Below are 14985 nucleotides of genomic sequence, written 5' to 3' on the forward strand. Positions count from 1 at the left end.
GTGTTAAAAATAAAGGAGTTTTTCAAATACTACAGAATAGCTCTTAAGGGCAATTATTTGAATAACCTAAATTTTTAAAGAAACAAAAACATAATTTTAAAGGAGTTTGCTCATGGTAAACAACGCAGCAGAAATGCTATTTGAAACTTTAACAGATACTAATATTCCAGAAGGCCATGTCGCACTAGTACGTATTCAAAATGACGTATCTTATGACCAGGTAATGACTAGTCTTGAACAGGTTAATGTGTTACCCGGATTTAATGTAATTGGAGTTACCAGTATTCCTAATCCTGATACATCAGACTGGGAACTAACCAATTGCACATATGAGAATGGAGTCCTTAATTGGACTGAAGGGCAAATTGATTTGGGTACAGAAACCTCTCCTGATCTAGCGTATGGCTATCATGCTGGCATTACGGCAAATATTGGTGACAAACTTGAAATGATTGTTCCAGATGTGATGTCTTTTGCATCTAGAGTTCTGAGTGGTGCTCGACTAGCAGACGTAAATGGTGTGGCGGCAGGTCTAGCTAATATTGGAATTAACTGTATCAACAATAGTTTAGGAAGTCCGAATATTGGATTAACTCTGCTTGGCACTTCATATCAAACAACCGACTTGCCTGTAAAATACACAATGACATATATATCAGCAACTGCTGTGGAGCATGTTATAACTTCAACTGATGGAACGATCGAGCATTTTCGTGAAACTAAAAGTATCCCAGCATTTGAGGGAACTGCATATTTTAACGTGATTGCTACTGTTAACGACGAAATTGAAATGTTTACGACCACTGTTTCAGTTAGCTAAGACTACCATCGCATTGCATTAGGTTTTATTGCAGCCGCCATAACTGGCGGCTTTTTCATATCTAGAGGAAAGTAAATATGAACCGCAAAGCATTCTTTGATATTGCCCGTGAGCTATTAGGTGGCAAGCTCACACAAAGCCAAGTTGATCGATTCAGTGAAATTTTGGATGAATACCAATCTAACGGCATGAATACCAGTCAAGTTGGTATCAACTTAATCACCAGTTTTGAAGATCTGGTACTTACAGCCTATGACGATGGCGTGGGAGTCTGGATGATCGGTTTTGCAACTACGGTTTATCCCAATGGTATTAAAGTCAAAAAGGGCGATGTATGTACGATGGGGCAAGCTAAGACATATTTTGCACATGATTTAAAGCGCTTTGAAAATGCTGTTAACAGTGCTTTAACTGTAGTTGTGAATTAAAATCAATTCGATGCTCTTGTTTCACTTGCCTATAACATAGGCGAAAAAGCATTTAAAACGTCAACACTGGTTGAGCATTCTGAATGCTAATAAGTTTACTGCTGCTGCGGATCAGTTTTTGGTATGGAATAATAAAGGTGGTGGGAAAGTAATGAAAGGACTTGTGTGCAGCCGAGCGAGACCTATTCTTAAAAAAGTAGTACATCACTGCAGGCGCTCAGTGGTCCTTATTTCGCGAAGTCAATTCCAATCAAGAATAAATGATGGGAGCCAACAATAAAAAAAACCATAACTTAAGGGTTATGGTTTTTATGCATTTCATAGAGTTGATTTCTAAATTTACAGTTAGTTAATCTTTATGAAATAAATAATATCATTTATTTGAACTGGTTGCTCTGCAAAGGGAACGATCACAATACAATTTGCAGTCAGAAATGGTTCTACCTGATATGTGTGCTGGTGTTCAATGATCTCCAATGAATATTGGCCACCATCTTGCAATTGGTATTTGCCCCATAACAATTTTCTTTTATTTTTATCAGTTTCAATTTCTTGATTTGTGCGACCTTTAATAAATATTTTGTTGAGAAAATCGGGATCATGTTTATTTAAAACATACTTCACCATGAGATGCATGAGCAAGGCAATATCTTGCATATCACCAGGTAAATTGATGATTATCGTCTTATCTTCTGTAGTGGCGACTTTTGAGCCTTTATGGTTTCCCTGATCATCGTACAGTTGAATTGTTTCACGCACAGGAGGTGTTCTAGGCATACTTCTAATGATGCTCATTTCATTAGCAGGGATAGAACGTGTTTGGAAATTTGAGGTCATACTTCCAGGATCAAAGGCAGTAAGTCCACCGATTGAAAATACTGAACCACCAATGTCCTTATGAGAACACAGAATCATCACATCAAAATTAGGAATATGATCTTCAAAAAATTGATTATAATCCTCCCAATTGCTTGTTAATGTATCATCTAAAGTAGGATCTCCGTTCTTCTTAAGACTATTAAATGCTGAATCATAACGCTGTGGTTTAAGCAATTTTATCTCGACGTGGTTATAGCACCACGTTTTTAATAAGTCTTTAACATACAAGCTTTCTTCACAAAGTGTATGCTCACCGTCAAAAGTATGCATGCTAACAACGAGAATACGTGGATCTCTATAAATTGTTAGTTCTTTAATTCCAGCACGTCTTAAAGCAATCAATTTTTCTGGTGAGATTTTCTCATTTTTAGCTAAGATCAGGTCACCTTGTTTAATTATACTTCCTTGCTGGATAACGCCTTCCATCGCAGATATTGGCGCTATAATTTTTTTATTATCGTAATCAGAAATATCTAAACGCTCATCATCTTCCGGAATAATGGCATCAATAGAGTCAGGCAATTTTGTATATTGTGGAATTCTGAGTAGATTTTTGCCTCTTAGATCAAGTTTATAAGGGTTCACTGATCGATAGAGTTGCTGTCCCCAGCAATATAAAGTATTGATTAATACTGGGTGCTGTTTACTTGCAGTTTGAGTCAATTCAGAGTTAATGGACCAACCTGTGTAAGCTGAAAAATTATTAGCTGGATAATCTTGTAAGGCATAAACATCACTTGCATTTACTTGATTAAGAGCTTGTTCTAAATCCACAATATCTTTTAATTCACCTTGAGGAAGCTGCATAAAAAGACGATAGTAGGTAGAAGTCAAATCATATGGAAGATCTTCTGGTACTGGAAGTTTGCGCATAAATATAAGCCCAAGAGGTAACTCTAATTCGAGATACCTCTTTAAATTAATAGTTAATCAACATTTAGAAAAAATTCATCGCCATCAAGAACCCTTTCGGCATTAAAGAAAGTACCTAAACGACTACCAGCTCTACGATTGTCAGATGCATCAATCTTTTTAACAGATGCATCTGTTCCACCTTGATTAGTTGCTGCAAAAGGAAACTCATCACAATCACAATCAGTCGCTACTTCATCAGAATCACCCGTAAATAAGCACTTTGAACCAACACTTGGACCATATTTAACTTTACACATTTTTACTGATTCAGCCCGGTTAGCTTTACGCTGTGCAGCATCTCTAAGACGGGTTAATGGTCTTGCACTAGAGCTTCTAAAAATAGAATTAGGAGAGGCTGCAATGAATTGACCTGGTTTACCCGCAAGAAATGCTTCTTTAATATGCTTTGCCGATTCATCAACGTCAGGATCAGTAAGCTTAATTGTTGTCATAACAGCAGGTGCGGTAGGGTATACACATCCCTTTGTATTCGCTTTAGCCTTACCAATATCACAACGTACACTAGGATTATAAATACCTGGTTCAAAATTTGCAGCATTATCAAACGATTCGTTGGATTTCACGATTTGAAACCGAACACTTGGAGATAAAAATAATGGGTTTTGCTCTGCTAAAGCTGAGTTAGATGGGGTAAACGTTGTGGTCGATTCTGCGGATAGGCCATTTACTAAATTAATTGGATTACCGTAAACGGTCTTTACTGTACAGTCATAGCAATATAACTCTGGACATACCTTTAAAGAGTCTCCAGGTTTCCCAATGATTTGTGTACGTAACTTGTACTTATAAGTCCAAGTTAATGCATTTTTGGGATTGTCAGAATAAACATAAGCAGTGATTTTAGCTGTTCCAACGTTTAGCCCTTTTGCATCAGTTAAAGGAATTTCACCTTGGTCTGATATCAGACAATGTGACCCTCTATTTATATAGCTATCTAAATCCTTCCCAACTGTTTTACAAATTGGTGAAACATCCAAAGCACTAGCAGCGTAACTATCAGTTACTGTAAATGCTGTTGCTAAAGCTATTATATATTTTGTTATATTTAACATGAAATTTCCAATATTTTAATTAAAAAATAATTTCAAAATAAATGATTTAAATTACCTTGAAATTGGAAAACATGATAAAGAAAAAATTAAATATGTAAAATAAATTATCAAAATTAATAATTTAAATTTACTAATTGTTTTATTTTTATTCAAAAGCTAATGTTTTTAAGAAAAAAACTACATTATTTATCATGTATTTATATGCGGTTTTTATTGAATAATATGTGGTTAATTTAAACTACATAATAAGTTGTTATTTTTCTGAAAATCTTAATAAGAACTAGCTTGATTTAACTGTAGCTAATAAATTTGTTTCATATTGAGATAGCAAAAACTGCCAGCTAAGAGGAGTAAACTTAGGGACAATCAAGTGTCAATCCTAAATCTCTAATAAGAACTTTTTTAAATCTTAGGAATCTTTTCATTCTTCGGCTTTCTCTCATTCTTAATAAATCTTTCGTCCATTGAACCATACTTTTTAAAGTTCTCACGGGCTTGGTTTAGTGAAGGGACGTTTGCGCCACCATAGTTTTCTGCTTGCACGGGATCATCCTCCCAGGAGCATACAGGGCTTTTTGCACTGGCTTATGAATGCCCTAATGTTGGATGCAGTCCCGTACAAGCAAGGGAGAACCATTGAATATGTGGGCAAGGTTTACAACATACCTGAATCCGTATTCAAAGAATTGACTCGGATTTCCAGATTACTGAGAGCATGATTCAAGATTCTATGACTCTCAGTAAAGAGCAGGAAGACTCTTATAAAAGCTCAGATGAAGGGAAGGATTCATAGTCAATCTCAAAAAAACCGCTTATTTAAGCGTTTTTTTACTTTTTAGATTCAAATATTTTCCTTTCAAATCAACATGACTTCGAAATAGACCTGATGTCAAAATGGCCAATTCAAACATAAAGTTAACATACAGTTTTGTTAATTTTTTTCAGAAATTTTGCAGCAATACAATTCTTGATAATATATTTGCTATACAAAACAAAATGTTAGATAAAGTCATTTTCTTTTGCCATATATATGCTGTATATATCTTAAATAAGCCGAATTGTTGCAATAGACAGTTTTGGTTTTTGTCATAAAATGGTCATAATCGCGGAGCATAGTGCTTACGATTTCATAAATTGTTTATACTGAGAAGAGTCTAATGTCTTTAAGAGTTGGTGTTGCTGCTTTCGGTTTATTATTAAGTAGTTCAGTTTTTTCTGCAGTCACTATTACTGCCCCTGAAGAAATTGTGATTCTTGCTGTAAATGGTCAAGAAGTAAATAGTGGATTAATTCCATCAAAGAAGAATAATTATCAAGTAGATCCAGGCAATTTAACTGTTAATGTTCGCTATCGTGAATATTTTGAGCATTTAAATGGTGAACATGACATCGTTAAATCAGGCGTTGTAACCATTCAAGCACAAGATTTACAAGACAATCAGTCTTATAGTCTAGGTTTGGTTAATGCACCTAAAAACTTCGATGCTGCAAAGAAATATGCAGATCAACCTACTGTTGCTTTGTATGATCAAAATAAAAAATTGGTGGTACAGCAAACAGGTGCAAATAATGAAGCACAGCCATGGTTTACTGGCAGTAATTTATTAAGCCGTACTTTGGATTTAACCCAAAAGAATAAGAATAATGCTGCGAATCAACCTGCACCTGTTTATGCAGGAACCACAGCACAAGTAGTTGCAACTGCGCCTGTAGCGGTAACAACAGCAGCGGCAGCCGGTACAGCAAAAACCACAGATCAACAATTGGCAGAATTGTGGCAGAAAGCATCTAAAGCTGAGCGCCAAAAATTTATGGCTTGGTTAGCTGGTCAAACAAACTAATCTAAAATTTAATAACGAAGCCGATGTTTTCATCGGCTTTGTTTTGTGTGGAATAAAATAAAAATGTCATTAACGATTAGAACAGCAAAGAATAGTGATTTGGAACAATTGGTTAAGCTGATTAATATCGCTTATAGAGAACAATCAGAACGTAGTTGGACAACTGAAAAAGCGTATGTACAAGGCGATCACATTTGTAAAGTTCAATTAGAACAAATATTGCAGCAAGCAAATTTCGAATTATTGGTGGGTGAGCTAGGTAATGATGAGATTATTGCCTGCATTGGATTAAGCTTGAATGCTGATTGTATAGAGATAGGTACTTTTGCGATTGATCCAAGCATACAGAATCAAGGCTATGGGCGTGAATTACTCAATTATGCTGAGTTATATATTGCTCAAAATTATCCAAAGATTCGTGATTTAGTCATGCATGTTCTGGATGTCGTCCGAACTGAAATGTTGGCCTATTATCAGCGCCGTGGTTACCAAATAACGGGACGGAAACGTGAATATCCAATTGAGGCTGAAGTAGAGCAACCTCTTATCCCTTTCAACTGATTGAAATGAAAAAAATCTTGAGTGTCTAAAAGATCCATGGTTGCAACAATTAAGGCTTTATAGACAACGGTTTAAGCTTGGTTTTCAGTAAGAGGATGTTGGCTCAACTTTTTGTGTAGACCAAATTGAACCAATTGGTGCGTTTTGTGCACAATCTCTGGTTTGTTGATAAAAACGTATAAATACCAAAGCAAATATCAAAGCCGTGATATCAATCGAAATCAAATGAGCTGTTGAATACCCCAGTCCTTAGATTGGAAACAAATAGGCAAGCACAGAAGTCGCAGGAATCAGCAATAAAACAAGTGCAATGGTGAAGGACAATTGAGCAATATTTACAAGTATGTTGATTGGTCGATGGACCTATGCCATACCATTGCAATTACAAAGTCATAACCATGTAGTTGTGTATAGCTACTACTTAGTATTTATTGCTTATATTTCATACAGTTTTATTACAGGTGCAGGGAAAGCTTTAGCTCATATACAGCCTAAGCAAGCACCGATAGTTAGATTGGTAATAAACATGACATCTTTACGCTGTTGTGGTGCTGGTAGGTTAGGATTCTTCTGTTTACGCAGGCGTGTTTCAATCTACAGAATATTGCCTGAATAGAACAAAAATGAATGGTTCTGTAATTGAAGCCAGTGATGAAATCCTATAAGTGCTCATAAAAATAGGCTTTCAAATTTGGCAGTCTTTTATATAAAAATAGCAGCAGATAAAAATATTAAGTTAGATTTTATTTTACATTATGGGACTTTTTTGCATTAATTTTGACAGGGAAAAGTCTTGTTTTTTGATGTTTTTTAGTTGTTTAAGTGTTTGTTAATACAAGTATTTATGCCGATTTTGTTAATCACTCTGAAATTGAATAGACTTGATACAGTGCTCATGTGTGAGATGGTTTTATCCCTTTGCTTTATTTAAGATGATCGTGAAAATTTAAAATATTGATTCAATTGATGGAATATTTTCCATGATTTTAAATAATGAGAAAATAGTTTGAGGGCGGTATGTTTTGGATTGTATTGTTTGTTGTTTTAATTGTGATGTATCTGCTATTCAAAGCATATAATAGTTTGCAAGCGAAAGCAGAGTTTATTAAATCAAGTCTTTCAAATATTTCAGTATCTTTGCAAAAGAAAGTGAATCTGATTAATCAGTTAATTGATGTGGTAAAGAACTATCAAGATGGGGAGCAACTCTTGCATCTGACTATTTCTAAAGATACAACCAAGGCAAACGAGATTGTTTCTGGGCAGCGTGAATCTCAGGTGGCTTTGATGGGAATTCAGGGTCTAGTTCAGCGTTACCCAGATCTTAAAGCAAACGAACAATATCAAAGTTTAATGCAAAGTATCAAAGCTGTTGAAGATGAGATTGGTCATCAACGCGAAACTTTTAACCATTACGTTCGAGAATACAATACCAAACGAGGTTCTATCCCAACTGTTTTTATTGCGAATGCACTCAAATTTTCTGAAGCACCCTATTTGGATTTTTCAGTTGAAAATACGGAACAACACATTCTAAAAGATTTTCATACCGATAGTGCTGAGCATTTAACAGCACTTTTGGGTTCAGCAAAAACCAGTTTAGTTGATGGTTCAAAAGCACTTGCCAATAAAGCATTAGATACAAGTAAACGCATTTTGGAGAGTGAGCAAGTTCAGAACTTAAAAGAAAGTGCAGTGTCAAAGTATCAGCAAATAACAGATACACCGAAGCAGGTAGAGCAAAATACTGAAGAATTTTCTGATGCAACAGCTATTGATCACACTGAACAGGCTCAAATTGATCAGTCTGAAAATGTTGAGCAAGCTCCAACATCGAGTAAGGCAGAATGAGTCAATTTAAGCTTGATCAAATTTTTTAGCTTTGAGTGTCTCGTAAATAAAAAAAGCTGCCAGATTAACGGGCAGCTTTTTTTTATGGTCGGTGTAAGGGGTTAATTTCCAATCCAAATAAAATAGCCCAACACCATTAATGGCCAAGCGATATAAGGACTAAATAACCATTTCCATAACCAGAACCTTGGTATAAATCCAACCCCATGTACAAAGCCACCAGAAATCCCAATCATCACCAACATAAGCAAGCTATGATTATAATGTCCGTTAGCATCCAACATCAGCGATGGATGAACCAGTAAAATAGCAGCAAGCGGCAATGCCAACAAAAACGAAATGGTCATTGCAAGTATTTGCGCTTTACTATTCTTCGGTGTTGTCATTGCTTCCGCCATTCTATTATTCCTCATCTAAATCTTGATGATGTTCGATATACAGCGCACTGAGTACACCTGCGAAACATGCCATCAAGACACCTAGAATCCATGCAAAATACCACATGTCATATCTCCTGATTAATACAAACTATGTGAATTTTCTTCGATATGTTTGTTGGTGATAACACCCCACATTTTGTAATACGACCAAGAGGTATAGATCAAAATGAGAGGAACGAAGATACATGCAGCAACAGTCATTACACCAAGGGTTTTATGACTAGAAACGGCATCCCACATGGTCAAGCTTGAAGTTGGATCAATACTTGATGGTAATAAGAATGGGAACAGGGCAAAACCAGCAGTAAGAATCGCACCGACAATCATCAGGCTTGTACCCGTAAAACTCATAGCCGCTTTATGTTTCGCTGCACTGACAATCACCAATAATGCACCGAGGATGGCAGCAATAGGTGCAGCCATGGTGATCGGATACGTTGCATAGTTGTTTAACCAACCATGATTGGCATTGGTCACCACATCTTTCGCAAGCGGATTCAGCGCAGCATTGGTGTTGATCGCAGTTGCATAGCTATAACCTGAGATATTGCCAAATAATAACCATGCACCCGCAGCCAAGAAGCACACAAGGAACACGATTGCCATGATTTGTGTTGCTTTGGCAGAGCGGTTATGCAAATTGCCATCGGTGCGTAACATCAGCCAAGCACCACCATGCGCACATAGCATTGATAGGCTGACAATACCGCAAATCAGTGCAAACGGATTCAATAGCGCAAAGAAGCTACCTGTATATTGCGAACGTAAAGTGTCATCTAGGCTAAATGGTACACCTAAGAACAAGTTACCGAATGCCACACCAAACACCAGTGCAGGAACGGCACCACCGATACATAGGCCCCAGTCCCAAGAGGTACGCCATTGGGTATTCTCTAATTTAGAGCGATAGTCGAACCCGACGGGTCGCAGGAACAGGGCAAATAGCACCAGTAGTAAGGCCCAATACATGCCAGAAAAGGCTACCGCATAGACCATTGGCCAAGCAGCAAACAGTGCACCACCTGCGGTAATAAACCAGACTTGGTTCCCATCCCAGTGTGGCGCAATAGTGTTGATTGCAGCACGGCGTTCAGAGTCGGTTTTACCTACAAATGGCATCAGTGCCATTGAGCCCATATCGAAACCATCGGTAAGTGCAAAGCCAATCAGTAGTACACCAACGAGCACCCACCAAATAATTTTTAGGAGTTCATATTCGATCATGATTGAGCCTCCCCAGTTTTTGCTTCTAGTTTTTCAAAATGATATTTACCAGTATGCAAAGAACTTGGTCCTAAACGAGCAAATTTGATCATTAAGTACATTTCAATAATGAGCAGTACGGTATAGAACGCTGCAAGCGCAATAATCGAGCCCCACACATCACCAGCGCTGACGCTTGATGCAGAGAGGTGTGTTGGTAAAATTTCACCAATCGACCAGGGTTGACGACCACCTTCAGCTACATACCAACCTGTTTGAGCTGCAATCCATGGGAGAGGGAGAGCAAACAAAGCAAATTTGAGTAACCAAGGTTTATCTTCGGCATTACGTTTTGCTACAGCCCAAGTCGCGAGCAGGAATAACAACAGCATGAGGAAGCCAGAAGCAACCATGGCACGGAAAGAGAAGAACAGTGCCGCTACGTTTGGAATGGTATCTTTAGTCGCAGCTTGGATATGAGCTTCAGTCGCATCAACCACATTTGGAGAATATTTTTTCAATAACAGACCATAACCTAAGTCTTTTTGATTTTTCTCAAATGAAGCCAATAAATCTGGAGAACGGTCACCCGCACGAAGCTTTTCTAACTCGCTGTAGGCCACCATACCGTTACGGATACGCACTTCATGTTCTTTCATCAAGTCACGTAAACCAGTCACTTCTTTATCGGTAGAACGTGTTGCAATAATCCCCATCACATAAGGAATCTTAATTGCATAGTCGGTACGCATTTCCTGCTGATTTGGAAGACCAAATAAGGTGAATGCAGCAGGTGCAGGTTCGGTATGCCATTCTGCTTCGATCGCAGCAAGTTTGGTTTTTTGAACATCACCCAACTCATAACCTGATTCATCACCAAGAAGAATCACAGATAACGTTGATGCTAAACCGAAGATTGCAGCGATGGCGAATGAGCGACGCGCAAAAGGTAAATCACGTTTCTTTAATAAGTAATAGCTTGAGATGGCAAGTACAAAGATTGCACCAGTGACATAACCTGCAGAAACTGTGTGTACAAATTTTACTTGTGCCACAGGGTTAAATATCAGCGCACCAAAGTCCACCAGTTCCATACGCATGGTTTCATAGTTAAATGCAGCACCGACAGGGTTTTGCATCCAACCGTTGGCGATGAGAATCCATAAGGCAGACATATTCGAGCCAATCGCTACTAACCAAGTCACACCTAAGTGCTGTACTTTAGAGAGGCGATCCCAGCCAAAGAAGAATAAACCAATAAAGGTAGATTCAAGGAAGAAAGCCATTAGGCCTTCAATTGCAAGCGGTGCCCCGAAAATATCGCCTACATAGTGAGAATAATAAGCCCAGTTGGTACCGAACTGGAATTCCATAGTCAGACCAGTGGTTACGCCTAAGGCAAAGTTAATCCCGAAGAGTTTCCCCCAGAATTTGGTCATATCTTTATAAATTTCTTTGCCTGAAATCACATAGGTGGTTTCCATGATGGCAAGAATAAAAGCCAGACCTAAAGTTAGAGGGACGAAAAGAAAGTGATACATTGCGGTCATTGCAAATTGGAACCGCGAAAGATCGACCACGCTTTCAGAAATCATCAACGTGTCTCCTGAGTTTTGGACATGTCACCAGCAATACGCTCGGCAACTTCATTGTTAAAATCTTTTGGAATCGTTGGCGCATCAAACCAGATGTGTTTAATCACCAAGAGAAGTACAACTTTAATAATAAGAATAATCGTGATTTCTCTGATGAGTCGCCGATTTGGATCTTGAGAACTCGTGTTCATAGAACCTAGCCTCATATTTAAAGAAGATGTAAAACATTATTAAATAAAATTCATTGAAAATAAACCTTTAGATATTTTAAATAATTTAAAATTAAATAATTGTTTTAAATCAATCTGATGTGTTGTTTTTGTTAAAATATTTAAAATAATTATTTTAACCAACTAAAATAATATGGATTGTTTTTTAAATCTGATCAAAACGGTTGTATTTATATTTTTAAATCTGATTAAAAAGATAGGGTTTATATTGAATTAAATAAATATTAAACCAACTAAAATGGTATGAATATAAAATTAATAATATATACAGTGACTTATCGTTTTAATTACATAATTAAATAATTCTTACAATGAAGTCTCTACAAAACCTAGTGTATAGGTAGAGATTATTCTAAAAAATGTGATAGGTATCACTGTTGTATTTTTTGTGCCAGTGAGATCATGAAAACAACAAGAAGGGAAGAGCTAAATTCAAAACTTTTGCAGGATATATTTGTAATAAAATGTAAAAATTACTGTTTTTCTCTACTCAATCGCAATTTTGAGACAAAAATCAGTCTGGTGCGAATAAGTTATTTGAGAGAGATATTTTTTTCGCGAGATAGTGTGAGTTTGATTTTTGGCTAATTAACAACACTTGGGACTGTAATTCCAATTCACCGTACTCAGGTTCAACTTGTACATAATAGAGTTGTCCGAATTCATCACGTACACGCGCCTGAGCTGAGAAACCAGGGTGTGCATTTCCAGTTGAGATTGTGGCTAAACGGCCAACCAAATTGGTATGGGTATGAGTGACTTTGGGTTTGATCACCTGATCTAGGCAATGAATCATAAATACGGTAAAGAAAATATCGATGATCAATGCTGGAACAAATAAATAGTAAGGTGAAATGAAGTAGTGCTGCAAAGCAAAGAACGAGAGTTCCAGAAAATAGCCTGCAAAACTAAAATTAATCAGTAAAAAAACAAAGATCAGGTATTTAGAAAATTTCACGTCGAGTAGAGGTGAATTCAGTAACCAATCTGGGGTGAGCTTTTGAACCAATTGACTCGGTCGTAAGCCAATAACAATCCCGATGGTTTCTGCAATGCTGAGCACAATTAAAGCCACGACACTCATATGAAATGGCATCAGATAGTAATTGAGGAAAAACTCAGTCATCGCAGAATTCATGATCTAGGGCTTAATCAATATAGATACCACCATCTGAGTGGACTTCCAAATTTACTTTCTCAAGGAATTCACCTAGACATGGGCCTGAAATACATTCACCTGTTTCGACTGAAAACAGTGCACCATGAGTAGAACATTGAATATATTCTTTATCTTGGTCCAAGAACTGATTTTCTAAATACTCAAGTTCAGTTTGCAAGTGTGGGCAAACATTTTGATAGGCATAGAAGCTGCCATCTTTTTGAGTAATAAAAATCGTGGTCCCTTTCATGGTGTCGTATGCACGAGACTCACGCTCAGGGACTTCTTCAGTCATGCAAATCTTTTCCATGTTATGCACATTCCTGTTGAGCTTTTTGGAATTGTTCAAAGAGTTTAGCGTAATTGTCCACGCTTAAACGTGGTCCATATTGAGCAACCACTTCACTTGAGATCAAAATAGCAAGTTGTGCTGCAGCTTCCAAGCTTAAACCAGCATTGATTGCATATAAAAATGCACCAGAGAATGCATCGCCAGCACCATTGGTATCTATGGCTTCAACTGCACGACCATTGACATGGAAATGGTGTACTTGATCAACAATCACAGCACCTTTAGCGCCTTGTGTAATCACAATATGTTGATTTTTTAATTTTAGGCTTTCAATTGCCGCATCAAGATTGTCTGTTTCGGTAAACATGAGCGCTTCTTGCTCATTACAGAATAACAGATCTACACCATCATCTAAGAGTTCGACCAAACCTTGACGTGCATATTGCACCATTGCAGGATCGGAGAGTGATAATGCAATTTTAACGCCGTGTGCTTTAGCCAGTTCACGTGCCTGCTTAACTGCAACACGTGCGGTATCGCTGGTTGATAAGTAACCTTCGATATACAGCCATTTTGCGGTTTTAAGTGGTTCAAAGTCGATTTGTTCGTCGGATAATTCAGCGGTAATCCCAAGATAGGTTTGCATGGTACGTTCTGAATCTGGGCTGATCAGAACCATACACGTACCTGTAACACCTTCACTGATTGATTGTGTTGTGGTTGTAATGCCAGCTTCGTTTAAGCCATCGAGATAAATGCGACCGAGTTCATCATTACCCACACGACAGCCATAAAATGCAGTACCACCTAAGGCACTAAATGCAACGGTTGTATTCGCTGCTGAACCACCACTCGCTTGGCCCTTGTAGCTTTGAGTATCTTGTAATTTTTGATATAAATTTGCCTGTGTTTCACCATCGGCTAAATGCATTGTGCCTTTTGGCAATCCCTGTTGCGTTAGAAACTCATTTGAAACCTTAAATTCTTGGTCAATGAGTGCATTACCAATTGCAAAAAGATCAACAGTTGCCATGTTTGTCATCACAGTAAAAATCAAAAAGCAAAGTTTACACGAATGCTACGGATTACAGTAGTTTGTTGAAGAAAATTCAGCAAAGTATAGGCTCACAGTGAATGAAGGAAAGAAGATGAGGCCAGACCACTTTAGAATTGAAAGAAGTCTGGAATTGCCTGCACAAATAGATGTTTTGATCCAATATTCAGAATGTGAGGGCTTCCGCTTCTTAAATAGATAAAAACAAGATTTTCAATCAGGTACCAATTGTTTTGATCGGATCGGAGAAGCACTTTTTGTTGTGTATGATCAACATGATACTTTGATTGCCATAGGTGGAGTGAATCAAGATCCTTTTGCCGAATCGAAGAGAGTTGGGCGTTTACGTCGTTTCTATATCCATCCAGATTATCGTGATAAAAAAATAGGTAGTTATTTATTGATGCATATTGAACAATACGCAAAGACTTATTTTGAGCGGCTTGATTTATTTACTGATACAGCACAAGCGGCTCACTTCTATCAAAGTCGGGGATATCAATCTATCGTGTCAGCACATCACAATTTTTACAAGATTTTATGAAACGCTGTTTTGGATTAGGCGCTGCATTTTTCTACAAAAATAGAGTAATTTACATGGATATCGATACGTATTCTTCGGTAGACTCTCTATAATCAATTGT

General features: G+C 37.4%; 14 protein-coding genes and 5 pseudogenes. 7 read left to right on the forward strand and 12 right to left on the reverse strand.

Annotated features, from left to right (window positions below):
- Nucleotides 1-112 precede the first annotated feature (112 nt).
- Nucleotides 113-820: a hypothetical protein gene (locus tag F885_RS16290; RefSeq protein ID WP_005313503.1), complete on the forward strand. Its 708-nt coding sequence runs from the start codon at nt 113-115 to the stop codon at nt 818-820.
- A 77-nt stretch (nt 821-897) separates the two neighbouring features.
- Nucleotides 898-1448: pseudogene (locus F885_RS0120050) on the forward strand (lysozyme).
- Between the two features lie 145 nt (nt 1449-1593).
- On the opposite strand, the gene F885_RS16285 reads toward F885_RS0120050, so the two are convergent.
- From F885_RS16285 to F885_RS0120055, 3 genes and pseudogenes are all read right to left on the reverse strand, one after another.
- Nucleotides 1594-3000, reverse strand: a complete 1407-nt coding sequence (locus F885_RS16285; RefSeq protein ID WP_005313506.1) for a molybdopterin-binding domain-containing protein — start codon at nt 2998-3000, stop codon at nt 1594-1596.
- A 53-nt stretch (nt 3001-3053) separates the two neighbouring features.
- Nucleotides 3054-4115, reverse strand: coding sequence for a NucA/NucB deoxyribonuclease domain-containing protein (locus tag F885_RS16280; protein WP_005313507.1), 1062 nt, complete (start codon nt 4113-4115; stop codon nt 3054-3056).
- A 402-nt stretch (nt 4116-4517) separates the two neighbouring features.
- Nucleotides 4518-4673: pseudogene (locus F885_RS0120055) on the reverse strand (CPCC family cysteine-rich protein); the annotation flags it as partial.
- 35 nt (nt 4674-4708) lie between these two features.
- Between F885_RS0120055 and F885_RS21170 the strand changes: the two are divergent.
- From F885_RS21170 to F885_RS16270, 3 genes and pseudogenes are all read left to right on the forward strand, one after another.
- Nucleotides 4709-4908: pseudogene (locus F885_RS21170) on the forward strand (hypothetical protein); the annotation flags it as partial.
- A gap of 364 nt (nt 4909-5272) precedes the next feature.
- The gene (locus tag F885_RS16275) at nt 5273-5956 is read left to right on the forward strand and encodes a YccT family protein (RefSeq protein ID WP_005313509.1); all 684 of its coding nucleotides are present in this window, start codon (nt 5273-5275) and stop codon (nt 5954-5956) included.
- Between the two features lie 63 nt (nt 5957-6019).
- Nucleotides 6020-6546: pseudogene (locus F885_RS16270) on the forward strand (GNAT family N-acetyltransferase).
- 42 nt (nt 6547-6588) lie between these two features.
- On the opposite strand, the pseudogene F885_RS21415 reads toward F885_RS16270, so the two are convergent.
- Nucleotides 6589-6844 (reverse strand): annotated as a pseudogene (locus F885_RS21415) (PepSY domain-containing protein); the annotation flags it as partial.
- 690 nt (nt 6845-7534) lie between these two features.
- On the opposite strand from F885_RS21415, the gene F885_RS16265 reads away from it, so the two are divergent.
- Nucleotides 7535-8368 (forward strand): LemA family protein, encoded by an 834-nt coding sequence (locus tag F885_RS16265; protein ID WP_005313514.1) that lies wholly within the window; start codon nt 7535-7537, stop codon nt 8366-8368.
- 101 nt (nt 8369-8469) lie between these two features.
- Here F885_RS16265 and F885_RS16260 read toward each other — a convergent pair whose 3' ends face one another.
- From F885_RS16260 to F885_RS16225, 8 genes are all read right to left on the reverse strand, one after another.
- Nucleotides 8470-8766: a cyd operon YbgE family protein gene (locus F885_RS16260; protein WP_005313518.1), complete on the reverse strand. Its 297-nt coding sequence runs from the start codon at nt 8764-8766 to the stop codon at nt 8470-8472.
- Between the two features lie 4 nt (nt 8767-8770).
- Nucleotides 8771-8872 carry a cytochrome bd-I oxidase subunit CydX gene (gene cydX / locus F885_RS20520; RefSeq protein WP_004653762.1) on the reverse strand — a complete coding sequence of 34 codons (102 nt, stop codon included), beginning with the start codon at nt 8870-8872 and terminating at the stop codon, nt 8771-8773.
- 14 nt (nt 8873-8886) lie between these two features.
- The gene (cydB, locus tag F885_RS16250) at nt 8887-10032 is read right to left on the reverse strand and encodes a cytochrome d ubiquinol oxidase subunit II (protein ID WP_005313521.1); all 1146 of its coding nucleotides are present in this window, start codon (nt 10030-10032) and stop codon (nt 8887-8889) included.
- Entirely contained in the window at nt 10029-11606 is a 1578-nt protein-coding gene (locus F885_RS16245) for a cytochrome ubiquinol oxidase subunit I (protein WP_005313523.1), read from the reverse strand. The genes cydB and F885_RS16245 overlap by 4 nt, the downstream gene beginning before the upstream one ends.
- Nucleotides 11606-11797, reverse strand: a complete 192-nt coding sequence (cydP, locus tag F885_RS16240; protein WP_004806751.1) for a cytochrome oxidase putative small subunit CydP — start codon at nt 11795-11797, stop codon at nt 11606-11608. Before cydP ends, F885_RS16245 begins: the two co-directional genes overlap by 1 nt.
- 553 nt (nt 11798-12350) lie before the next feature.
- Nucleotides 12351-12962 (reverse strand): OB-fold-containig protein, encoded by a 612-nt coding sequence (locus tag F885_RS16235; protein WP_171068184.1) that lies wholly within the window; start codon nt 12960-12962, stop codon nt 12351-12353.
- Between the two features lie 22 nt (nt 12963-12984).
- Nucleotides 12985-13290, reverse strand: coding sequence for a Rieske (2Fe-2S) protein (locus F885_RS16230; RefSeq protein ID WP_017402009.1), 306 nt, complete (start codon nt 13288-13290; stop codon nt 12985-12987).
- Between the two features lie 16 nt (nt 13291-13306).
- The gene (locus F885_RS16225) at nt 13307-14320 is read right to left on the reverse strand and encodes an adenosine kinase (RefSeq protein WP_005313529.1); all 1014 of its coding nucleotides are present in this window, start codon (nt 14318-14320) and stop codon (nt 13307-13309) included.
- A gap of 262 nt (nt 14321-14582) precedes the next feature.
- Here F885_RS16225 and F885_RS16220 point away from each other — a divergent pair, with 262 nt between their 5' ends.
- The gene (locus F885_RS16220; RefSeq protein ID WP_081401662.1) at nt 14583-14885 is read left to right on the forward strand and encodes a GNAT family N-acetyltransferase; all 303 of its coding nucleotides are present in this window, start codon (nt 14583-14585) and stop codon (nt 14883-14885) included.
- Nucleotides 14886-14985: the final 100 nt, after the last annotated feature.

Source organism: Acinetobacter higginsii (assembly GCF_000369845.1).
GTDB classification, from domain to species: Bacteria; Pseudomonadota; Gammaproteobacteria; order Pseudomonadales; family Moraxellaceae; genus Acinetobacter; species Acinetobacter higginsii.